Origin of the sequence: Pseudonocardia sp. T1-2H (genome assembly GCF_038039215.1) — a bacterium.
Classification (GTDB): Bacteria; Actinomycetota; Actinomycetes; order Mycobacteriales; family Pseudonocardiaceae; genus Pseudonocardia.
Window position 1 is genome coordinate 2,486,098 of sequence record NZ_JBBPCL010000001.1, and the last position, 20,587, is coordinate 2,506,684.

The 20,587-nt window shown below is 74.1% G+C and carries 25 protein-coding genes; 9 read left to right on the forward strand and 16 right to left on the reverse strand.

All coding sequences use genetic code 11. The features are described from left to right. Complete coding sequence (locus tag WBK50_RS12365) at window positions 1-1,140, forward strand: sensor histidine kinase (protein WP_341335741.1); 1,140 nt, start codon at window positions 1-3, stop codon at window positions 1,138-1,140. Between the two features lie 66 nt (window positions 1,141-1,206). Here WBK50_RS12365 and WBK50_RS12370 read toward each other — a convergent pair whose 3' ends face one another. The 3 genes from WBK50_RS12370 to WBK50_RS12380 all read right to left on the reverse strand — a co-directional run bounded on the left by WBK50_RS12370 (window position 1,207) and on the right by WBK50_RS12380 (window position 4,065). Further along, window positions 1,207-2,439: an HRDC domain-containing protein gene (locus tag WBK50_RS12370; RefSeq protein WP_341335742.1), complete on the reverse strand. Its 1,233-nt coding sequence runs from the start codon at window positions 2,437-2,439 to the stop codon at window positions 1,207-1,209. Between the two features lie 59 nt (window positions 2,440-2,498). Beyond that, entirely contained in the window at window positions 2,499-3,152 is a 654-nt protein-coding gene (locus WBK50_RS12375) for a response regulator transcription factor (protein WP_341339367.1), read from the reverse strand. 319 nt (window positions 3,153-3,471) lie between these two features. Further along, window positions 3,472-4,065 (reverse strand): DUF3000 domain-containing protein, encoded by a 594-nt coding sequence (locus tag WBK50_RS12380; RefSeq protein WP_341335743.1) that lies wholly within the window; start codon window positions 4,063-4,065, stop codon window positions 3,472-3,474. Window positions 4,066-4,161: 96 nt separating this feature from the next. Between WBK50_RS12380 and hemE the strand changes: the two genes are divergently transcribed. The 3 genes from hemE to hemQ all read left to right on the forward strand — a co-directional run bounded on the left by hemE (window position 4,162) and on the right by hemQ (window position 7,461). Continuing rightward, on the forward strand, window positions 4,162-5,262 hold the full coding sequence (hemE, locus tag WBK50_RS12385) for a uroporphyrinogen decarboxylase (protein WP_341335744.1): 1,101 nt from the start codon (window positions 4,162-4,164) through the stop codon (window positions 5,260-5,262). 4 nt (window positions 5,263-5,266) lie between these two features. Continuing rightward, entirely contained in the window at window positions 5,267-6,694 is a 1,428-nt protein-coding gene (hemG, locus tag WBK50_RS12390) for a protoporphyrinogen oxidase (RefSeq protein WP_341335745.1), read from the forward strand. A gap of 71 nt (window positions 6,695-6,765) precedes the next feature. Further along, window positions 6,766-7,461, forward strand: a complete 696-nt coding sequence (hemQ, locus tag WBK50_RS12395; RefSeq protein WP_341339368.1) for a hydrogen peroxide-dependent heme synthase — start codon at window positions 6,766-6,768, stop codon at window positions 7,459-7,461. Window positions 7,462-7,944: 483 nt separating this feature from the next. Here hemQ and msrB read toward each other — a convergent pair whose 3' ends face one another. After that, complete coding sequence (gene msrB / locus WBK50_RS12400; RefSeq protein ID WP_341335746.1) at window positions 7,945-8,394, reverse strand: peptide-methionine (R)-S-oxide reductase MsrB; 450 nt, start codon at window positions 8,392-8,394, stop codon at window positions 7,945-7,947. A gap of 62 nt (window positions 8,395-8,456) precedes the next feature. Beyond that, a complete protein-coding gene (locus WBK50_RS12405; protein ID WP_341335747.1) occupies window positions 8,457-8,765 on the reverse strand; it encodes a hypothetical protein in 309 nt (102 codons plus the stop codon). A gap of 81 nt (window positions 8,766-8,846) precedes the next feature. On the opposite strand from WBK50_RS12405, the gene ligD reads away from it, so the two are divergent. Next, window positions 8,847-9,860 carry a non-homologous end-joining DNA ligase gene (ligD, locus tag WBK50_RS12410; protein WP_341335748.1) on the forward strand — a complete coding sequence of 338 codons (1,014 nt, stop codon included), beginning with the start codon at window positions 8,847-8,849 and terminating at the stop codon, window positions 9,858-9,860. 9 nt (window positions 9,861-9,869) lie between these two features. Here the strand turns inward: ligD and WBK50_RS12415 are convergent, their stop codons facing one another. Next, window positions 9,870-10,166: a hypothetical protein gene (locus WBK50_RS12415; protein WP_341335749.1), complete on the reverse strand. Its 297-nt coding sequence runs from the start codon at window positions 10,164-10,166 to the stop codon at window positions 9,870-9,872. Window positions 10,167-10,494: 328 nt separating this feature from the next. Between WBK50_RS12415 and WBK50_RS12420 the strand changes: the two genes are divergently transcribed. Genes WBK50_RS12420 through WBK50_RS12435 form a run of 4 tightly spaced genes read left to right on the forward strand, consistent with a single transcriptional unit; the run spans window position 10,495 to window position 14,106 of the window. Then, entirely contained in the window at window positions 10,495-11,139 is a 645-nt protein-coding gene (locus tag WBK50_RS12420; RefSeq protein WP_341335750.1) for an ABC transporter permease, read from the forward strand. 38 nt (window positions 11,140-11,177) lie between these two features. Beyond that, a complete protein-coding gene (locus tag WBK50_RS12425) occupies window positions 11,178-12,329 on the forward strand; it encodes an ATP-binding cassette domain-containing protein (protein WP_341339369.1) in 1,152 nt (383 codons plus the stop codon). Window positions 12,330-12,376: 47 nt separating this feature from the next. Beyond that, the gene (locus WBK50_RS12430) at window positions 12,377-13,132 is read left to right on the forward strand and encodes an ABC transporter permease (protein WP_341339370.1); all 756 of its coding nucleotides are present in this window, start codon (window positions 12,377-12,379) and stop codon (window positions 13,130-13,132) included. Further along, window positions 13,129-14,106, forward strand: a complete 978-nt coding sequence (locus WBK50_RS12435; protein ID WP_341335751.1) for a glycine betaine ABC transporter substrate-binding protein — start codon at window positions 13,129-13,131, stop codon at window positions 14,104-14,106. Before WBK50_RS12430 ends, WBK50_RS12435 begins: the two co-directional genes overlap by 4 nt. 30 nt (window positions 14,107-14,136) lie before the next feature. Here WBK50_RS12435 and WBK50_RS12440 read toward each other — a convergent pair whose 3' ends face one another. From WBK50_RS12440 to WBK50_RS12485, 10 genes are all read right to left on the reverse strand, one after another. Beyond that, window positions 14,137-15,723, reverse strand: a complete 1,587-nt coding sequence (locus WBK50_RS12440; protein WP_341335752.1) for an alpha/beta fold hydrolase — start codon at window positions 15,721-15,723, stop codon at window positions 14,137-14,139. Between the two features lie 99 nt (window positions 15,724-15,822). Then, window positions 15,823-16,581 (reverse strand): 3-hydroxybutyrate dehydrogenase, encoded by a 759-nt coding sequence (locus tag WBK50_RS12445; protein ID WP_341335753.1) that lies wholly within the window; start codon window positions 16,579-16,581, stop codon window positions 15,823-15,825. A gap of 48 nt (window positions 16,582-16,629) precedes the next feature. Beyond that, a complete protein-coding gene (locus tag WBK50_RS12450) occupies window positions 16,630-17,298 on the reverse strand; it encodes an alkaline shock response membrane anchor protein AmaP (protein WP_341335754.1) in 669 nt (222 codons plus the stop codon). A 9-nt stretch (window positions 17,299-17,307) separates the two neighbouring features. Continuing rightward, a complete protein-coding gene (locus tag WBK50_RS12455) occupies window positions 17,308-17,841 on the reverse strand; it encodes a hypothetical protein (RefSeq protein ID WP_341335755.1) in 534 nt (177 codons plus the stop codon). A gap of 71 nt (window positions 17,842-17,912) precedes the next feature. Beyond that, a complete protein-coding gene (locus WBK50_RS12460; RefSeq protein WP_341335756.1) occupies window positions 17,913-18,302 on the reverse strand; it encodes an Asp23/Gls24 family envelope stress response protein in 390 nt (129 codons plus the stop codon). Continuing rightward, entirely contained in the window at window positions 18,299-18,478 is a 180-nt protein-coding gene (locus WBK50_RS12465; protein ID WP_341335757.1) for a hypothetical protein, read from the reverse strand. The genes WBK50_RS12460 and WBK50_RS12465 overlap by 4 nt, the downstream gene beginning before the upstream one ends. After that, complete coding sequence (locus tag WBK50_RS12470; protein WP_341335758.1) at window positions 18,479-18,769, reverse strand: hypothetical protein; 291 nt, start codon at window positions 18,767-18,769, stop codon at window positions 18,479-18,481. A gap of 5 nt (window positions 18,770-18,774) precedes the next feature. Continuing rightward, window positions 18,775-19,125: a hypothetical protein gene (locus tag WBK50_RS12475; RefSeq protein WP_341335759.1), complete on the reverse strand. Its 351-nt coding sequence runs from the start codon at window positions 19,123-19,125 to the stop codon at window positions 18,775-18,777. Window positions 19,126-19,169: 44 nt separating this feature from the next. Continuing rightward, on the reverse strand, window positions 19,170-19,673 hold the full coding sequence (locus WBK50_RS12480) for an Asp23/Gls24 family envelope stress response protein (RefSeq protein ID WP_341335760.1): 504 nt from the start codon (window positions 19,671-19,673) through the stop codon (window positions 19,170-19,172). A 125-nt stretch (window positions 19,674-19,798) separates the two neighbouring features. Next, the gene (locus tag WBK50_RS12485) at window positions 19,799-20,515 is read right to left on the reverse strand and encodes a pyrimidine reductase family protein (protein WP_341335761.1); all 717 of its coding nucleotides are present in this window, start codon (window positions 20,513-20,515) and stop codon (window positions 19,799-19,801) included. Window positions 20,516-20,587 lie beyond the last annotated feature (72 nt).

Genomic DNA, 20,587 nt, shown 5'->3' on the forward strand with positions numbered 1-20,587 from the left:
ATGCCGCTTCGGGGTCCGGGCCTCCGACTCCGGCTGACGCTGCTCAGCACCCTGCTGGTCGCGCTGGTCAGCGCCCTGTTGCTCTACCTCGGCTGGCTCCTGGTCGGCGACGTCGCGGCGTCGGTGCCGTCGCTGCCGCCGGGGACGACCGTGCGGGTCGGGGACCTCGACGTCCCCGCCTCGGAGGTGACCAGCGCGGTCGGCGCGGCCGCCCGGGCCGAGGTGCTCCGGGCCGGGCTGATCGCGTTCCCGCTGGTCGTGGCCGCGGCCGGGCTCGTGGCGTGGGTGCTGGCGGGACGGATCCTGGCGCCGCTGCACGCCGTCACGTCCGCGGCGCGGCGGCTGTCTGCGGAGTCGCTGGACGAGCGGATCGCGCTGCGGGACGCCCGCGGAGAGGTCGCCGAGCTGGCCGCCACGTTCGACGCGATGCTGGACCGGCTGCAGGCCGCCTTCGACGCCCAGCGCCGGTTCGTCGCCAACGCCAGCCACGAGCTGCGCACCCCGCTGTCCGTCCTGCGCACCGAGGTCGACGTGACGATGGCCGACCCGGCTGCGGACGTCGCGGAGCTGCGCCGGATGGGCGACGTCGTGCGGGACGCCACCCGCCGCGCGGACGACCTGGTGGGCGGCCTGCTCCTGCTGGCCCGGACCGAGGCGATGGGGGCCGTGCAGGAGCCGGCCCGCCGGCCCACGGACCTGCGGGGCGTCGCGAAGCGGGCCCTGGCCGTCGTGGCGAGGGAGGCGCGGGCGAAGGGCGTCCGGGTGCGGGTCGACGGCGGTCCGGCGCCGGTCTCCGGGGATCCGGTGCTCCTGGAGCGGGTCGCGGGGAACCTGCTGGAGAACGCGGTGCGGCACAACGTGGAGGGCGGCTGGATAGAGGTCCGCACCGGCGTGCGCGGCGCGGATGCAGAGCTGTGCGTGTCCTCGAGCGGCGTGGAGATCCCGGCGGAGCGGGTCGCGGAGCTGTTCGAGCCGTTCCGTCGCGGCCCGGTCGCGCGCATCGGGAGCGCCCCCGGCTCCGGCCTCGGCCTGTCGATCGTGCGGGCGGTGGTGACGGCCCACGGGGGCGAGGTGCGGGCCGACCCCGTGCCCGGCGGCGGCCTGACGATCACGGTGACCCTGCCCGCGGCCATCCCCTGACACCCCGCTCACGCACAGCTTCACGGGCCGCCGCCCGCGCCGGAACGTGTGTGTGAGCGAGCGCCGTCAGGAGGTGGTCTCGCGGGACTGCAGAGCCTGTTCGAGGGGCTCGCGGAGGAGGGTGCGCTGCCAGCCACGGGCGCCGCCGGCGGCGAGGAAGGCGTCGACGTCGCCGTCCTCCGGCGGGGTCCAGCAGAGGCGCCGCAGCAGGTCCGGCTGGAGCAGGTTCTCCACCGGGATCGTCCACCGCTCGCCGATCCCGGCCAGGGCGGCGCGGGCGGCGGAGAGCCGGGCCGCGGCGTCCGGGTCCCGGTCCGCCCAGCGGGAGACGGGCGGCGGCCCGTCGTTCGGCGGCGACGGGCGGGGAGCTGCCTCGTTCGGCAGCCGAGAGGCCGCCGAGATCGCGGAGAACCAGTACGAGGTGAGACGGCGCTGGGCGCGGCCCCGGAACACCGGCAGCGCCGCGAGGGCCTGCGGGTTCTCCGGCGCGGCGACGGCCGCCTCGACGATCGCGGCGTCCGGCAGCACGCGTCCGGGCGCGATGTCCCGCTCCGCGGCGAGCGTGTCCCGGGCCTCCCACAGGCCCTTGACCAGGGCGAGCGGTCGAGGCTTGCGGATCTTGTGGATGCCGGACGTGCGGCGCCATGGTTCGGCGCGCGGGGCGGGCGGCCCGGCGGTGCGGACGGCCTCGAACTCCTCCAGCGCCCACTCGAGCTTGCCCTGGCTCTCCAGCAGGTCCGCGAGGACGTCCCGGAGCTCGACGAGCACCTCGACGTCCAGCGCGGCGTAGACGAGCCAGCTCTCGGGCAGCGGGCGCCGGGACCAGTCGGCGGCGCCGTGGCCCTTCTCGAGCGTGAGCCCGAGCAGGTTCTCCACCAGCGGCCCCAGCCCGACCCGGGGGACGCCGGCGAGCCGGCCCGCGAGCTCGGTGTCGAAGAGCCTCGCCGGCCGCAGCCCGGCCTCGGCGAGGCAGGGGAGATCCTGGGATGCGGCGTGCAGCACCCACTCGGGCCCGTCCAGCGCGGGGGCCAGCGGCGAGAGGTCGCCGCCCATCGGGATCGGGTCGATCAGCGCCGTCCCGGATCCCTCCCGGCGGAGCTGGACGAGGTAGGCACGCTGCGAGTAGCGGAAGCCGGACGCCCGTTCCGCGTCCACGGCGACAGGGCCCGTACCGGCGGCCAGGGACACCGCCGTCCGGTCCAGTGCCGCCCGGTCCGCGACGACGTCAGGGAGGCCGTCCGCGGGCCGGAGGAGCGGGACGGGGGCCGGTGCGTGCGGCCCCGACTCGGTGGCGGGCATGACGACATCGTCCGCCGACGCGATGCGCGCGGCCGACCCACCCCCCGAGCCGTGCGACGTCAGCGGATGACCCCGGCTCTCATCGCCAGTGCCACCATCTGAGCCCGGTCACCCGTGCCGAGCTTGCGCCCGATCCGGGACAGGTGGCTCTTCACGGTGAGCGCCGACAGGCTCAGGGCCTCGCCGATCTCCTTGTTGGACTGGCCGTCCGCGACCAGCTGGAGCACCTCGACCTCGCGCGCCGAGAGCTCGCGCGGGGTGTTGTCCGTACCCGGCACACGAGTGCCCGTGGCGAGCAGCGGAGCCACCGTCGGGTCGGCGTAGACGCCGCCGTCCAGGACCCGCTTCACACCGTCGGTCACCACCGCCGGGGACGCGGACTTGAGGAGGTAGGCCTGCGCGCCCGCCTGGAACGCCGAACGGACCGCGTACGGGTCGTCCGACGAGGCGAGCACGACGAGCCGGTTCCAGCCCAGCTGACGCAGCTCCGTGACGAGGTCGAGCCCGCTGCCGTCCGGCAGGCCGAGGTCGAGGATCGCCAGATCGCACGGCCCGTTCGCCTGGGCGCGCGCACGCGCCTCGGCGACCGAGGCCGCCTCGTACACGGTGCCGGCCCCCATCGAGCGCAGACGCGCCGCGATCGCCTCGCGCAGTAGTGGATGGTCGTCCACCACCAGCACCGAGAAGAGCTCTTCCCGCGGATGGGGAACCATCGCGGGTGTGAGCACGGCACCTGGGGTGCCGCGCAAGGGTGTGCCTTGGCCTACTACGGCCACGTCACTACCTCCCTGGAGTCGGTCGATTGCCCCCCGACCAACACCGGGACCCCGGGGGACGGAGAGTCGCGCCCGACCGCCCGAGGAGGTGTCGTGGAGGAACTGTAGCCCCCCAAGCGGTCTAACGTCGTGTATCCGTTCGAACTTCTACGGGTGAAAGTTACAGCGTTGTACGTCAAGGTGCACCCGAATGGGTGATCCACTTGTCGTGCACGGGCTGTGAGCAGCCAATTCTCCACCGAAGTCGTCGTCCACTTTAAACGCTTCGCTTCGCAAGCGTCGCCACCCCGACCGGGGGTAGTCCTGCGGCCGTCGCGACCAGGGCGCAGAAGGCCTCCGCGTGGGCGGTCAGCTCACCCGCGCCGTCCGCGGGCGTCCAGGAGGCCCGTAACTCCACGTCGTCGTCGCGGCGCGGGCCGGCGATGTCGCCGAACCGGACGGACGAGGTCTGGGTCACGGTGCCGCCGAGCGCGACGTGCTTCGCGCCGGCCTCCTCCAGGGCCTCGGTCAACCACGACCACGCGACGACGGGCAGCATCTCGTCGCCGAGCTGCTCGCGTTCCAGCCGCGCCTGGACGAAGCAGACGATCCGGAAGGTGCCCTCCCAGGCGTCCTGCCCGGCCGGGTCGTGCAGCAGGATCAGCCGCCCGGAGGTGTCCGGCTCGTCCAGGTCGTCGGTGCCGTCGCCGCGGTGCCCGATGTCCGCCTCCACGCTGAACGCCCACGTGTACGGGGCGAGCCGGGGTGGTGCATCGAGCGGGCGGAGCACGAGGTCCGGACGCGGTCGGACGGCGGAGAGCGTCGCGACCGCATGACGGAAGACCTCGGGTGGGGCGGGCGCGTCGGGCACGAGCGGGAACTCTAGGTCGTGGGACCCGGACCCAGGGCGCAGGCGCGCCGGGCCGGAACCTGGACGTGGGCCGCCCTGTGGGACACTGGCGACGTCATGACGTCTGCGAATCCCACCCTCACGGCCGCCCCCGCCGCCTCCGTCGTCCCCGCCACCCCCGGGGCCCGCCGGACGCTGCCGGACTCCGCCTTCCTCGCCGCCGCCCGCGGTGAGCGGCCCACGCACCTGCCCGTGTGGTTCATGCGCCAGGCCGGACGGTCGCTGCCGGAGTACCGGGCCCTGCGGGCGGACACGGGCATGCTGCGGTCTTGCATGACCCCGGAGCTGACCTGCGAGATCACCCTGCAGCCGGTGCGCCGGCACGGGGTGGACGCCGCGATCCTGTTCAGCGACATCGTGGTGCCGCTGTACGCCGCCGGGATCGGCGTGGACATCGTGGCCGGGACCGGCCCCGTCGTCGCGGAGCCCGTGCGGACCGCGGCGGACGTCGAGCGCATCCCGCGCCTGCTGCCGGAGCAGGTCGCCCCCGTCACGGACGCGATCGCGCTGCTGCTGCGCGAGCTGGGCGACACGCCGCTCATCGGGTTCGCGGGCGCCCCCTTCACCCTCGCGTCGTACCTGGTCGAGGGCGGGCCCAGCAAGAACCACGAGCGCACCAAGGCGCTCATGCGCACCGCGCCGGACGTCTGGCACGCGCTGATGAGCAAGCTGGCCGGGATCACCGCGACGTTCCTGGAGCTCCAGGTGGCCGCCGGGGTGGACGCCGTCCAGCTGTTCGACTCCTGGGCGGGCGCGCTCTCCGAGCGGGACTACCGCACCTACGTCCTCCCGCACTCCGCGGTCGTCCTGGGCCGCCTGGCCGGGGCGGGCGTCCCGCGCATCCACTTCGGCGTCGGCACGGGGGAGCTGCTGCCCGCGATGGCGGAGGCCGGCACGGACGTCCTCGGCGTGGACTGGCGGACCCCGCTGGACGTGGCCGCCCGCCGCGTCGGCCGCGGCCTGCCGGTGCAGGGCAACCTGGACCCGGCCGTGCTGTTCGCGGACCACGCCTCGATCGAGGCCGAGGTCCGGCGGATCGCCGCCGAGGGCGCCCGCACCCCCGGGCACGTGTTCAACCTGGGGCACGGCGTGCTGCCGAACACGGACCCGGACGTGATCACGCGCACGATCGAGCTCGTCCACGCCCAGCCCGTCTGACCAGGTGAGCGCGGCCCGGATCGCGGTCGTCGGCGGGGGGATCTCCGGTCTCGCCGCCGCGCACCGCCTGCGCACCCTGCTCGGCCCGGCGGCCGAGATCGTCGTCCTCGAACAGCGGGACCGCACCGGCGGCGTCCTGCACACCGTCGAACTGGCCGGGATGCCGTTCGACGTCGGCGCCGAGGCCTTCCTCGCGCGTCGCCCCGAGGTGCCCGCCCTGCTCGACGAGCTGGGCCTGGCGGACCGGAGCGTCCATCCCACCGGGGCGAGCCCGTCGATCCGCGCGGGCGGACGCACGGTGGGCCTCCCGCCCGGCACGATGATGGGCGTCCCGACCTCGCGGGCCCGCCTCCACGACGTGCTGTCCCCGGCCGGGCTCGCCGCTGTCGCCGCCGAGCCGGAGCGGCCCCTGGCCTGGGAGCCCGGCACGGACGTGAGCCTCGGCGGCCTGCTGCGCGAACGCTTCGGCCCGGAGGTCCCCGAGCGGCTGGCGGACCCGCTGCTCGGCGGCGTCTACGCGGGCCGGGTCGACGCCCTGGGTCTGCGGGCCACCGTCCCCGCCCTCGCCGCCGCCCTCGACGCGGGCGCTTCCTCCCTCACCGCCGCCGCCACGTCCGCCACCCCGCCCCCCGCGGGCCGGGGCCCGGCGGCCGGGTCGGGGTCCACGGGTCCGGTCTTCGGCGGCATCCGCGGCGGCTACCGCGTCCTGCTCGACGCCCTCGGGTCCGCCTCCGCCGCCACCGTCCGGTTCGGCACCAGCGTGCGGTCCCTGGAGCGCCGGGGGGCCGGCTGGCGGCTGGTCCTCGGGCCGACCACCCGACCGGAGGCCCTGGACGTCGACGCCGTGGTGCTCGCCGTTCCCGCGCCGGCGGTCCGGAAGCTGCTCACCGGCCCCGTGCCCGCCGCCGCCTCCGCGGCGGGGGAGGTGGAGCTGGCGTCGTCGGTCGTCGTGGCGCTGGCCTACCGGGCCGCCGAGGCGGCGGCGTTGCCCCCGACGTCCGGGGTGCTGATCGCCGCGGACGAACCCCTGAGCATCAAGGCCGCCACGCACTCGTCGAACAAGTGGGCGCATCTCGGTGCGGACGGCCTGGTCCGGCTCCGCGTCTCGACCGGCCGGTTCGGCGAGGCCGCCGGCCTGCAGGTCGACGACGACGAGCTCGTCGCCCGCGCGCGGGCGGACCTGGCAACGTTGCACGGCATCACCGCGGCGCCGGTCGAGGCCGTCGTACAGCGGTGGGGCGGGGGGCTGCCGCAGTACTCGGTCGGGCACCTGGACCGGGTCCGCCGGATCGAGCAGGCCGTCGCGGGCGTCCCCGGGCTGGCCGTCGCGGGGTCTGCGCTGCACGGCGTCGGCGTACCCGCCTGCATCGCGACGGCGCGGGCCGCAGCCGAGAGGATCGCGGCCGTCGTGCAGGTGACGACGACCCCGTAGGGCAACGGGTCGTGGCGAAGTGGCGCCGGGCACGTCGCGGGCGCGGCGAGGCGGATGGCAGCATGGACGCCATGGCCCGCCTCGACTACACCGAGCTCAACGCGACGATTCGCTACACCATGTGGTCCGTCTTCCGGGTCGAACCCGGCCGCCTCGGTGACGACCGCGCGGCGGCCGCCGGCCAGGCTGCGGAGTTCGTGGAGGCGCTGGCCGGTAAGGGCGTCGTCGTGCGCGGCGTCTACGACCTCGCGGGCGTGCGGGCCGACGCGGACTACATGATCTGGTGGCACGCGGACAACCTGGAGGCGCTGCAGGGCGCCTACGCGGACCTGCGCCGCACCACGAGCCTCGGCCGGGCCTCGGTGCCGGTGTGGAGCCAGGTCGCGCTGCACCGCCCCGCGGAGTTCAACAAGAGCCACATCCCGGCGTTCCTGGCCGGCGAGGACCCGAAGCGCTACGTCTGCGTCTACCCGTTCGTCCGCTCGCTCGACTGGTACCTGCTCCCGGACGACGAGCGCCGCACCATGCTCGCGGACCACGGCAAGGCGGCCCGGGGCTTCCCGGACGTCCGGGCCAACACGGTGCCCGCGTTCGCGCTGGGCGACTACGAGTGGATCCTGGCGTTCGAGGCGGACGAGCTGCACCGGATCGTCGACCTCATGCGGCACCTGCGCGCCACCGAGGCCCGCCGGCACGTCCGCGAGGAGGTCCCGTTCTACACCGGGCCGCGGGTCGAGGTCGGGGACCTGCTGGCGACCCTGCCCTAGGAGGCCCGCCGCTCCCACACCGCGAGGGTCTGCTCGGCCAGGCCCTCGTCGTGCGTCCGCTGGAAGTTGCGGCCCCCGCGGCCGAAGGTGCGCAGCACCCCGGGGGTACGAGCGCGAGTGGGACCGGGGTCCAGGCGCAGGGCCGCACGTGCACGAGATCGACGGCCGCGGCGGCCGGGGAGTCGTCGTACCGCCACGGCCCGGTCAACCGGCCCAGGTGGTGGACGCCGCCCTCGCTGCGCGTCCAGGCGAACGCGCCGTCGGGGATCTCGGCGAACCGGCGGAGCCGGGCGGCGGTGCGCTCGTCGTACCGGACCGAGACCCGCGCGACGGCGTCGTCGAGGTCGTCCGGCGCGGGCGTGAGCGTCCCGCCGACCCCGCAGACGCCGACCGCCAACCCGCGGGACACGCCCGGCGGCACCCCGTCGAGGCGGGAGCGCATCGGCGCCCGGAAGACGCCGTGCGCGCCCGTCGGTTCGGCGGTCACGCCTTCGGGGCGAGCCTCATCGAGATCGAGTTGATGCAGTAGCGCAGGTCCGTGGGCGTCGGGTAGCCCTCACCCTCGAAGACGTGGCCGAGGTGGCTGTGACAGTTCGCGCACACCACCTCGACCCGGCGCATCCCCAGCGAGGTGTCGACGCGCTCGATCACCGCGTCCGAGTCGCTCGGGCTGAAGAACGACGGCCACCCGCAGTGCGACTCGAACTTGGTGTCACTGCGGAAGATCTCCGCGCCGCATGCGCGGCACTCGTAGACGCCCTCGGTCTCGGTGTCCGTGTACTCACCGACGTACGGCCGCTCGGTGCCGGCCTGGCGGAGCACCTGGTACTCCTCGGGGGTCAGCTGCTCGCGCCATTCCGCGTCGGTCTTCTCGACCTTCGCCGGTGGCTTCGTGGCGGACGTCGTCTGCTGACCTCGGTCGAACGATCCCATGCGTCCACGCTAACCCGTCCGTCGCGCGCGCGCCCCCGGCCGGGGGGATTCCGCGACGGCGGCTACAGCCCGGTGGTGAGGACGAAGAGCAGGGCCTGCCAGACGGCCCACGCGGCGCCGAGAAGCAGCAACGAGACCATCAGCAGGGCCAACCACCAGCGCAGGCCCTGGGCGCGGTTGGCGGACTCCGCGAAGTCCTTCATGCCCTCCAGGTACCCCTCGACGGTGTATCCCGGTCGCTGGCGCTGCATCCGGTCCAGGTGCTGGGCGAAGGCGCGGGCCTCCGGGTCGTCCGGATCCAGGCCGATCAGCTCGTCGTCGAAACGGCGCACCCACGCGGGCGGGGAGTCGCTGCGCTTGCGGCGGGCCATTCCGCACAGGGTAGCGGCGGGATCGGGAGGGCCGGCGGTGATCGGGCCGGATCGTCGGGGGAGCGCGGTAGGTTCCCCCGCATGGCGGCCAGGACGGTCATTCAGCTCAAGGTCCCCGGACCCGAGGGCGAGCGGGACGTGCGGCTCTCGAGCCCGGACAAGGTCTACTTCCCGCGGCTCGGGATCACCAAGCGGGAGGTGGTCGAGTACTACCTCGCGGTCGCGGAACCGATGCTGCGCGTGCTGAAGGACCGGCCGACGAACCTGAAACGGTTCCCGGACGGCGTCGAGGGCGAGCCGTTCTTCGCCAAGCGCGTACCGAAGGGCGCGCCCTCCTGGGTCAGGACCGCGCAGGTCACCTTCCCGAGCGGGCGCAAGGCGGACTCGGTGGCGCCGTCCGAGCCCGCGGTGATCGCCTGGGCCGCCAACCTGGGCACCCTGGACTTCCACCCCTGGCCCGTCCGGGCCGCGGACACGGACCGGCCGGACGAGCTGCGGATCGACCTGGACCCCCAGCCCGGCACGGACTTCGCGGATGCGGCGGTCGTCGCCGGCACGCTGAAGGAGGTGCTCGCGGAGGCGGGACTCGTCGGCTGGCCCAAGACGTCCGGGGGGCGCGGCATCCACGTGTTCTGCAGGATCCGCCCCGAGTGGGACTTCATCGAGGTCCGTCGCGCCGTCATCTCGATCGCCCGCCGGGTCGCGGCGCGGATCCCGGAGAGGGCGACGGTGGACTGGTGGAAGGAGGAACGCGGCGAGCGGGTCTTCCTGGACTACAACCAGGCTGCGCGGGACCGCACCATCGCGTCCGCCTGGTCGGTCCGCGGGCTCCCGGGCGCGACGGTCTCCATGCCGCTGACCTGGGACGCCCTGACCGAGGTCGATCCCGGGGAGTTCACCCTGCGCACCGTCCCGGACCTGCTGCGCGAGCACGGGGACCCGCACGCGGAGATGGACGCCGCGGTGGGCGGCTGCGAGACGGCGCTGCAGTGGTACGCCGAGGACGGCCTGGGCGAGCTGCCCTACCCGCCGGAGTATCCGAAGATGCCGGACGAGCCGATGCGGGTGCAGCCGAGCCGGGCCCGGAAGGCCTGACCCGGACCGTCAGCGCCGGCCGAGCAGCGCTGCGATCCGCGCCTTGAGACCCTTGGCGTTGCGGAACCGGCCGCAGCCGCACCGGGCGCAGTCCGTGCCCGCCCGGAAGTGCTCGTGGGCCTCGGATCCGTGGCCGCAGCGGCACGGCGCGCCCGAGGCGACGGGGAGCACCGGGGGAGCCTGGACGGCGCATTGCTGCGAAGCGGGGCCGGCAGTCGTGCCGGCGGGCTCCGGCGCCGTGCGCTGAGCCGGGATGAGGACCTCCGGTGTGGTCGTCGTCCCGCTCGTCTCCGTGCTGCCTGTCATCGTGATCCCCGACCTCCTGGTGGTTACGCCGTCATGGGGTTCGTCGCGGTGAACGGGGAGAACGTGACTCCCGACGCGCGCACTTCATCCGAAGTGATGAGGTCGTGATGTACCCAGGTGGACGCCCCCTGACGCGTCTGCCGGGACGCGTCCGGCCCCGTCCCCGTGCACCTTCTGCCCCGCGGATTCCCACCGGTCGGGCTAATGTCCCCGCACCGCGTGGCGCCACCCGGGTCGCGCTGCGCCAGGACGAGGGGGGCCAGATGCGCGAGCGTCGACGGCGTCCCGCCCGGCTCGGGGGACCCCCCGTCCGCGGCGGTGATCGTCGATGAACCTGTTCGAGTACGTCTCCGAACGCTGGGACAGGCTGTCCCTGCAGGCATTGCTGCACGTCAGCGGGGTCGTGCAGTGCACGGTCATCGCCGCGGTCATCGGCGTGGTGGTGGGGGTGCTGGTCTACCGCAGCTCCGCCGGCTCCGCCATCGCCACCGCGCTGGCCAGCACCATCCTGACCGTGCCGTCGTTCGCGCTGTTGGGCCTGCTGATCCCGTTCCTCGGGCTCGGCGTCGCCCCGAGCGTCGTGGCGCTCGTGCTCTACGGCCTGCTGCCGATCCTGCGGAACACCATCGTCGGGCTGAACGGGGTGGACCCGGCGGTGACGGACGCGGCCAAGGGCATCGGGATGAGCCGTTTCGGCGTGCTCACGAGGGTGGAGCTGAAGCTCGCCTGGCCCGCGATCCTCACCGGCATGCGCGTCTCGACGCAGATGCTGATGGGCATCGCGGTGATCGCCGCTTACGCCAAGGGCTTCGGCCTCGGCTCCGAGATCTTCTCCGGCCTGACCCGCGCGGGATCGGCCAACTCGCTCAACCAGGCCCTCGCCGGGACGCTCGGCGTGGTCGTCCTGGCCCTGGTCCTGGACGGCGTGTACGTCCTGATCACCCGCCTGACCGTCTCGAAGGGTGCGAAGTGACCGATACCGCCGCCGCCGCAGAACCCACCGCGCAGAGCGTGTCCGGGGCGGAGATCCGCCTCGAGAACGTCACCAAGCGCTATCCGAACACGAAGGCCCCTGCGGTCGACGAGTTCACCATGACCATCCCCGCCGGCAAGATCGTCGTCTTCGTCGGCCCGTCCGGCTGTGGCAAGACCACGACGATGCGGATGATCAACCGGATGGTCGAGCCGACCTCCGGGGTCATCACCATCGGCGGCGAGGACGCCCTCGAGCTCGACGCGGACCAGCTGCGCCGAGGCATCGGCTACGCCATCCAGCAGGCCGGGCTGTTCCCGCACTTCACCGTCGCCCAGAACATCGCGGTGGTGCCCGGCCTGCTGAAGTGGGACAGGAAGCGGATCGACGACCGGGTCGACGAGATGATGGACCTCGTCGGGCTGGACCCCAAGCTGTACCGGGACCGGCTGCCGCGCCAGCTCTCCGGCGGCCAGCAGCAGCGCGTCGGGGTGGCCCGCGCGCTCGCGGCGGACCCGCCGGTGCTGCTGATGGACGAACCGTTCGGCGCGGTCGACCCGATCACCCGCGGCAACCTCCAGGACGAGCTGCTGCGCCTGCAGGCCGAGCTGGGCAAGACGATCGTCTTCGTCACCCACGACTTCGACGAGGCCGTGAAGCTCGGCGACAAGATCGCGGTGCTGGGGGACCGGTCCTCGATCCAGCAGTACGACACCCCGGACGCGATCCTCGCCAACCCGGCCAACGACACCGTTGCGGGCTTCGTCGGTGCCGGTGCCTCGCTGAAGCAGCTCACGCTGATGCGGGTCCGGGACGTCGAGTACGGCACCGCCGACGACGTGCTGACCGTCGGCCTGGGGGACACGCCCTCCTCGGTGGCCTCGCAGCTCCAGCGGTCCGGCCGGACCTATGCGCTCGTCGTCGACGACCGCCGCCGCCCGCAGCGCTGGGTGCACGTGCGGGAGCTCGGCGGGCGCAGCTCGCTGGCGGACACCGGCAAGCCCGTAGGGGACTCGGTGAGCACCCAGTCCACGCTGCAGGACGCCCTGGAGGCGATCCTCACCGAGGGCGGGCGCGCCGTCGTGACCGGCGCGAAGGGCGAGGTCGTCGGGACCATCGACATCACCACGGTCACCGACGTCATCGCCTCGCTCCGGTCCGAACACGGTGTCGAGGACGGTGCCTCGTGACGGCCGCCCTCAACCACGGGCTGCCCGGAGTCAGCAGCTCGAGTGCGCTGGAGCGACGGGGGAACGTCACCTCCCGCTCGGACCAGGTGCGGCTCTTCGCCCAGCCCGTGCTGGTGGTCGTGATCGTCGCGGCCGTCGTGATCTGGGCCCTGAGCAGCGACCTGAACGCCAACGAGCTCGAGACGCTCAACCTCTCGACGATCCTGACCCTGACCGGGCAGCACATCCTGATCACCCTCGCCGTCACGGTGCTCGTGGTGCTCATCGGGGTGCCGCTCGGGATCGCGCTGACCAGACCCGGGCTCCGGGTCGCGGCACCGGTCTTCCTGCTCGTCGCCAACGTCGGCCAGGCCGCGCCCGCCCTCGGCGTGATCGTGCTGTTCTTCCTCTGGACGAACATCGAGGGCCTCTGGGCGGTGACGATCCCGCTGGTCTTCTACACGCTGCTCCCGGTCCTGCGGAACACCATGGTCGGCATCCGGCAGGTGGACCCCACGCTGATCGACGCCGCCCGCGGCATCGGCATGTCGTCCGGGGGGGTGCTGCGCCGGGTGGAGCTGCCGCTGGCCGTCCCGCTCATCCTGGCCGGCCTGCGCACGTCGCTCGTGCTGGCCGTCGGCACCGCCACCCTGGCGTTCTTCGTCAACGGCGGCGGTCTCGGCGAGCTCATCGACACCGGCTACAAGCTGCAGCTCAACTCGGTGATGTATGTCGGCGCGGTGCTCGCGATCGGGCTGGCGCTGCTCGTCGACTGGCTCGGCGGCATCGCCGAGCGCGTGCTCGGGCCGAGGGGGGTCTCGTGAGGCGTACCCGGACCGCGCTCGCCGCGGTCGTGGCGGCGGTGACCGTCGCGGTCAGCGGCTGCGGGCTCAGCACGAACTCGGCCGTCCCGTTCGACGTCGTGCCCGGTTCGATCACGCCGGTCCCGGAGCTCGAGGGGCTCACGGTCACCGTCGGGTCGAAGGACTTCACCGAGCAGATCCTGCTCGGCTACATGGCCGAGCTGGCGCTCTCCGCGGCCGGGATGAACGTCGTGGACCTGACGAACATCCAGGGCTCGTCGAACTCCCGGCTCGCACTCAGGACCGGGGACATCGATGTGACCTGGGAGTACTCCGGCACCGGCTGGATCAACTACCTCGGCCACACCGAGCCGATCCCCGACGAGCGGGGCCAGTACGAGGCGGTGCGGGACGAGGACCTGAACCTCAACGGGATCGCCTGGCTGCCCTACTCGTCGCTGAACAACACCTACGCGTTCGGCACCACCCGGGCCTATGCCGAGCAGCACAACCTGAAGAGCAACTCGGACATGACCGAGTTCCTCGAGCAGAACCCGGCCGAGGGCGTGTTCTGCGTGGAGACCGAGTTCGCGAGCCGCCAGGACGGGCTGCCGGGGGCCCAGCGCACCTACGGGTTCCCGACGACCAAGGTCAAGACGTTCGGCACCGGCGCGATCTACGCGGGCATCGCCAACGGCACCTGCAACTTCGGTGAGATCTTCACGACGGACGGCCGGATCGCGGGCCTGAACCTCGCGGTGCTGGCGGACGACAAGAAGTTCTTCCCGCAGTACAACGCCTCGGTCGTGGTTCGCGACCAGTGGCTGAAGGAGCACCCACGGGTCGCGGGCGTCCTGCAGCCGATCGCGGACACGATCGACAACCAGCAGATGATCGAGCTGGGCAAGAAGGTCGACGTCGACGGCGACGACGCGGCGACCGTCGCCAAGGACTGGATGGTCTCGAAGGGCTTCATCAGCCCGGACACGCGCTGAGGGGACGCTGCCCGGCGTGACCCGACGAGGTCAGGCCGGGCAGACCGTCCCGTCCCGGGGCAGTGTGGCGCCGACCAGCGCCCCGGTCACCACCGCCGTGATGCATGCGCTGCGCGGGAACGCGCCGGTCCCGGCGCCCTGCCAGCCGACGAACAGGCCGCGGCTCAGCAGCTGCGCCGTCTTCCGCGCACCCTCCTGGGAGGCGCGCGGGTCCGCCGCGGTGCCCAGCACGAGTACCGGCGGGGCGTCCGCCGGGAGCGTCGCGGGCGGCGCCGGCGCCGCCACCGCGGGCCACGGGCCACAGGCGAGCAGCTGCTGGGCGACGGCCGCGCCGAACAGGGGATGGTCCGCCCGCCAGGTCTGTGCGAGCCGGGAGACCTCGGGCGGGGTGAGCCGCCGCGCGGTGTCGTTGCAGGACGTGGCCAGCGCGCCGTCGAAGTTGCCCTGCGGGCCGAGCGCGGGCGCGAGCCGAGCCAGCAGCCCCGCCGGGTCCCCGGCACCGGCGGTGGCGATCGCCTGGGCGAGGGCGGGCCACGTCGACGGCTCGGACAGCCCCGCGTGGACCGCGGTCAGGGCCGCGCCGGCGGTGAGCCGGTCCCCGTCCGCCGAGGCCAACGGCTGGGTGTCGAGCTTCGTGAGCAGCGCGTTCACCGTCCCGCGCGGGTCCGGGCCGAGCGGGCAGCCGGGTGCGGACGTGCAGCCGGCCGCGAACGCGTCGAAGGCTGCCTCGGCGGCCGCGGCCCGCGACTCGGCGAGATCGGGCTGGTCCGCCGCGAGATCGGTCGGGCCGTCGAGCACGACGCGCCCCACGGACGCCGGGTGGGCGGAGGCCCAGCTCGCGACGGCCGCCGCCCCGTCCCCGACGCCGAGCACGTTCAGCCGGGCGACGCCGAGCGCCACGCGGAGCTGCTCGAGGTCACCGGCCGAGGCCGCGGTCCGGTAGGAGGACAGCGCGCCGGAGAGCAGCAGGTAGCAGTCCTGGACGACGGACCGGGACTCCTCGAGCAGCCCGGAGAGCCGCGCCTCGTCGGAGGCGGACGGATCGGCGTCGACGATCGCCGCGCGGGCGTCCGGCGGGGAGCAGTCCAGCAGGTCGTTCCCGGCGCCGCGCCGGTCCAGGCCGATCAGCGAGAAGGTGGCGAGGATGTCGTCGGGGACCTGCGCGGCGAGCCGCCCGGCGTGCCGGGCCGAGGCATCCGTGGCGCTGTCCCCGACGACGACGAGCGGCGGCCGGGTGTGCGGTGCACCCGCCGCGCCGACCCGCAGCACCCCGACCCGGGTGTCCCCGAGGGTCGGCTGGTCCCGGTCCACCGGCACCTCGAGCAGGCCGCACCCCGCGGTGAGCTGCCGGCCGGCCGGAACCGCGCCGGCGAGGCCCTCCAGGATGTCCCGCGTGCAGTCCGTGTAGGCGATCGTGGACCGCTGGTTCTCGAGGTCCGGCAGGACGTTCGGGTCCGGACGAACGGTGGCCGCGGGGGTGGGCGCGGCGGGAATGTCCGTGCCCCGGACGGCGACCGGCGGACGCTCCGACGGCCCGACGGTGCACGCCACCAGGCTCCCCACGAGCAGTGACGCGGTGACGAGAGCACGGCCCGCGCGTCGCCGAACCGAAGACACGCGTCAGCCCTCCCCGCCGCCGTTCCACCGACGCGTCCATCTTCGCCTGCGGCCGGTGAACACGCCGTGAGCGGGGGCCGATCGGCCCCCGCTCACGGCCTAGTGGGCCGTCCAGCCGCCGTCCTGGGTGAACGAGCTCCCGGTGATCGACGGGGACGCCGGGCCCCAGAGGACCGCCGCCAGCTCGGCGACCTCCGACGGCTCGATCAGCCGCTTCACCGCGACGGGCGTCAGCATGATCTTGGTGACGACCTCGTCCTCGCTGATCCCGTGCACCCGCGCCTGGTCCGCGATCTGCTTCTCGACCAGCGGGGTGCGTACGTACGCGGGGTTGATGCAGTTGCTGGTCACGCCGTGCTCCGCGCCCTCGAGCGCCGTCACCTTGGACAGCCCCTCGAGCCCGTGCTTCGACGCGACGTACGCCGACTTGAACGGGCTGGCCCGTAGGCCGTGGGCGCTGGAGATGTTGACGACCCGGCCCCAGCCGGCCTCGTACATGTGCGGCAGCGACGCCCGGATCAGCCGGAACGGGGCCTCGAGCATGATCGTGAGGATCTGGTGGAAGATCGCCGGGTCGAAGTCCTGGATCGGCGAGACGTGCTGCCGGCCGGCGTTGTTGACCAGCACGTCGATGTCCGACGGCAGCTCGTCGACGGCGTCGAGGTCCGAGAGGTCGCAGGTGACGGCCTCGATGCCGGGCACCTCGTCGGCGAGCGCCTTGACGGGGTCCGGCGCGATGTCCACCGCGTAGACCTGGGCGCCGTCGGCGGCGAGTCGGCGGGCGACGGCGGCGCCGATCCCGCTTCCCGCCCCTGTGACCAGTGCCTTCTTGCCGGAGAGGAGTGCTGGCGGAGTCATGGGTGCTGACGCTACGCGGCTACCGGCCGGTCACCCCCACGCCGTGGGTCAGGCCACCCGCGGCGCGCTCGCCGCGACGTCGAGCTCCAGCCGGACGGCCACGGGCAGGTGCTCGAGCCCGAGCGAGTCCCGGGCCTCGGCGAGGACGTCGGTCTCCAGCCGTCGGCAGACGTCCGCCACGTCCGCCTCGTCCGTGATCCACACCGTCACCCGCAGCGCGGGCGCGCCGGCCGAGCCGACCACCCGGGCCTTCGCCCGTCCGACGCCGGGCAGCGTGGCGGCGCGCTCGGCCACGGCCTCCGCCGCCGCACCCGCACCGACGACGATCGCGGTGTTCGGACCGCCGTCGAGGACCAGGTCCGGGCGTTTCTCGGGACGCAGCGAGCGCACCGCCCACGCGAGCCCGATGATCGTCAACACGACGCCGACCGCGATCGCGATGATCCGCCAGAGCAGCGGCCGCGCGCGCAGCGCGTCGACGATCATCGGGTCGAGCAGCGGCCGGGACGCGCGGAACTCGCCGAAGACCCCGTAGGCCAGCAGCGCGGTTCCGACACCGGCGAGCAGCAGGACCAGCCCGATCAGCCCGGCGACCCAGCGGTCCCCGGCCGCCGAGCGGGCGAGCGCCTTGCGGGACCGCTTGCGGACGGCGCGCGGAGCCGGGGTGAGGGCCGTGGTGCCGTTCGAGGCCGGGACGGGCGAGGTGGGGGCGCTCACCGGAAGCCCTTACGGGTGCGGATGGAGACGGCGACGCGGGGTCGCCGGACCAGGGGAGTCGTCGAGGAGGTCGTCGACGCGCTTGCGGACGGTCGACCGGAGATGGCCGCCGTCGCTCGGGTCCGGGCTGGTGAAGCCCTCGGCCATGACGGTCACCTTGCGGGCGGACGCGCTGACCGTGGCGCCGGCGACCTCGTCGGTCGCTCGGATGTGCCGCCCGACGAGCCGGGCGAGCACCCGCGGGCTGGTCGAGACCGTCATCTCCGGGCTCGGAGAGGACAGCGGGACATCGTGCCGGCGGGCGAGCGCGACGAGCAGCAGGAGCAGCAGGCCGACCACCCCCACGACGATGCCGATGATCGGGACGGGATTGTCCGCCCAGGTCAGGCCGGCGAGCGTGGACCGCCAGGCCGACCAGGGCACGACGACGCCGGTGCTGCCGGGCCGCACCCAGGCGGCGACGACCTCGATGATCACGAGGACGCCGGCCGCGGCGATCGCCAGGCCCAGCAGCGGGGCGAGCAGGCGGAGCAGGATCCGCACGACACTCCTCCTTTGCGTGAGGGCCGGACCTGCGTCCGGCGTGGTGAGGGGTTACCGCTTGCGGGCCGCTGTCATTGCAGGCGGGATTCGGAGGCCTTCTCACCGCGCAGCCCCGACACGACCACCGCGAGCGACCCGACCCGGTAGCCGGCGATCCGCTCCAGCTCGGACGTCACCGTCGAGCGGATGGCCTCGACCGTCGACCGGACAGGAGCGGGGTAGCTGAGTGTGAGCTCGAGCCGGACGTCCACGGTCTCGCCCTTCGCGCTGACCCGGGCCTTCGGGCCGGAGTCCCCGACCTCCAGGCCCGCGAGCCGGCGCTCGCGGTGCAGCGTGCCGGGGACCTGGTCCGCGGCGTGCTCGACGATCTTGCGCAGCACCGTCGGCGCGATGTCCAGGATGCCGCGCTCGTCCGCGTCCGGCGCCCAGGAGGGCAGCGGCACCGCCGCCGGGAGGGTCACCGGTCCCGGCCCCGGCCGAGGACGCCCGAGATGTCCAGCTCGCCGTCGAGCACCCGGCCGACGACCAGGCCGAGGGCGCCGAGCACCAGCATGATGAGGAAGGCACCGAATCCGCCGAAGGCGCCGGCGGCACCGAGGATGAGACCCGCCAGCAGGCCGGTCTGGGTCGCGTTCATCTAGCTCTCCTGGGAGTGAGGGGGCCGGTCGACGCGGGTGCGGTTCCGGCGCTTGACGGTCCGGATCGCGGCCACGGCGACCCGGACCGGGAAGGGGAGGCCGCGGACGACCTCGATGGGGGCGTCGTAGCGCCTGTTCTCGTTCTCCCTGTTCACCCGAGCCTGCGTGCGCAGCCGCGCGAGCCCGGCCACGAAGAAGTCGGGGTCGCCGCCGCGGTCCGGGTGGTGGTCGCGGACGAACGCCCGGTAGGCCGCCCGCTCCTCCTCGTTCATGCCCTCCGGCTCGCTCATGGCGGTCAGGGTCCGATCTCGACGACGGCGCCGGGATCGGTGTCGCCGCGCTGGACGACGTCGGAGACGGTGATGTCGACCGCCGCCCCGCCGCACAGCGCCGCGACGTCGCGGCGGATGCCGCGCACGATGTCCGGGAACGGGTGGTCGGCGTAGAGCACGACCGCCACCTCGACCGGCTCGTCGCCCTGCCCGATCCGGACGCCGACGAGGCGCCTGCCGGGCAGGTAGGTGGCGACCGCACCGAACACGCCGCCGTCGAGGCGCGCGACCGCCGGGTTGGCGGCGACCACCGCCGCCACCTGCCGGGCCAGCTCGGCCGGGTCGGGTGGGGCGGCGGGGAGGGGTGCGGACACCGTGCTGACTCCTTCCGGACCGGCTCCTCGTGGGCCGGGCCTCGTCACTCGACGCGGGACGGGACGGCCACGGCCGGGAGCTCCTCGCCGCCGTTGTCGTCGCTCGGCAGGTGGATGTCGTTGACGGCGATGTTGACCTCGATGACCTCGAGGCCGGTCATCCGCTCGACAGCGCTGATCACGTTGCGGCGCACGGCGCGGGCCAGCTCGACGATCGACGCGCCGTACTCGACGACGATGTCCAGGTCCACGGCGGCCTGCTTCTCGCCGACCTCGACCTGCACACCCGCGATGTTCGACGCGCCGGTGCCGCCGCCGGGGATGCGCTCGCGCAGCGCGCCGAACGTCCGGGAGATGCCGCCGCCCATCGAGTGCACGCCGGAGATCTCGCGCGCCGCGATGCCGGCGATCTTCTGGACGACGGAGGCGGCGATCGTGGTGCGGCCCTGGGCGGTGTCCTCCGCCAGCCGGCTGGGCGAGCCCGCCGCTCCGGTCGGTGTCGCGGTGGTCGTGGTCGCGGCTGCGGCGGTCCCGGTGGTGCTGCTCATGCTGCGCTCCTCGTCATTCCTGGGCGTCTCCGGCCCGGTCGCCTGACCCGGCCTCGTCCCCGTCTGACGGTGCTACCCGCACCCGGCTCACGCCAAGTCACCCGATCGGCGGGTCGACGGTGCTCCTATCCCTGGTCCCGGGCGCGGACGTAGCGGAGCAGGAGCACGCCGTCGTCCTCGAGGAGACCGACCGGCCGCATGGCGCGCGGCGGTCCGCCCGGCCCGTGGGAGATCCGGCCCGCGCCGCCGCCGACCAACAGGGAGGCGGCGGTGAGACACAGCTCGTCGACGGCGTCCGCGGCGATCAGGTCGCCGTGCAGGCCGGGGCCGCCCTCGCAGAGGACCTTCCGCAGCCCGCGCCGGTCCAGCTCGGCGAGCAGGGTGGCGGGGGTCAGGTCGTCGAGCACCGCCACGTCCCCGCCCGCCGCCGTGATCGCCGCGCGGCGCCCGGGGTCGGCGGCCGCGGTGGTGAGGACGATCGGCGCGACGGCGGTGTCGGTGAACAGCGGGCTCGCGGGGTCGAGGTCCGCAGAGCCGGTGACGACGGCGATCGGCGGCGGCGCATCCCGGCCGAACCCCGGCTTGCGGGCACCGCGATAGTTCTCCGCGCGGGCCGTTCCCGCCCCGACGAGGATGACGTCGGCGAGCCGCCGCAACGTCCCGAACACCTGCTTGTCCGCGGGGGAGCCCAGGCCGCCGGAGAGCCCGTCGACGGACACCGCGCCGTCGAGGCTGGACACGAAGTTGACCCGCACCCAGGGCCGCGCGAGCTCGACGGGATAGGCGTAGAGGCCGGGGAGGTCGCCGGCGTCGACGGGGGTGCCGTCGGTCAGGTTCCGCACGAGGTCATCCCAGCACGGCCGGGCCCTGCGGGCGCGGCGGGCGGATCGGACGGCCGGGGCGCGCCGGCGCCG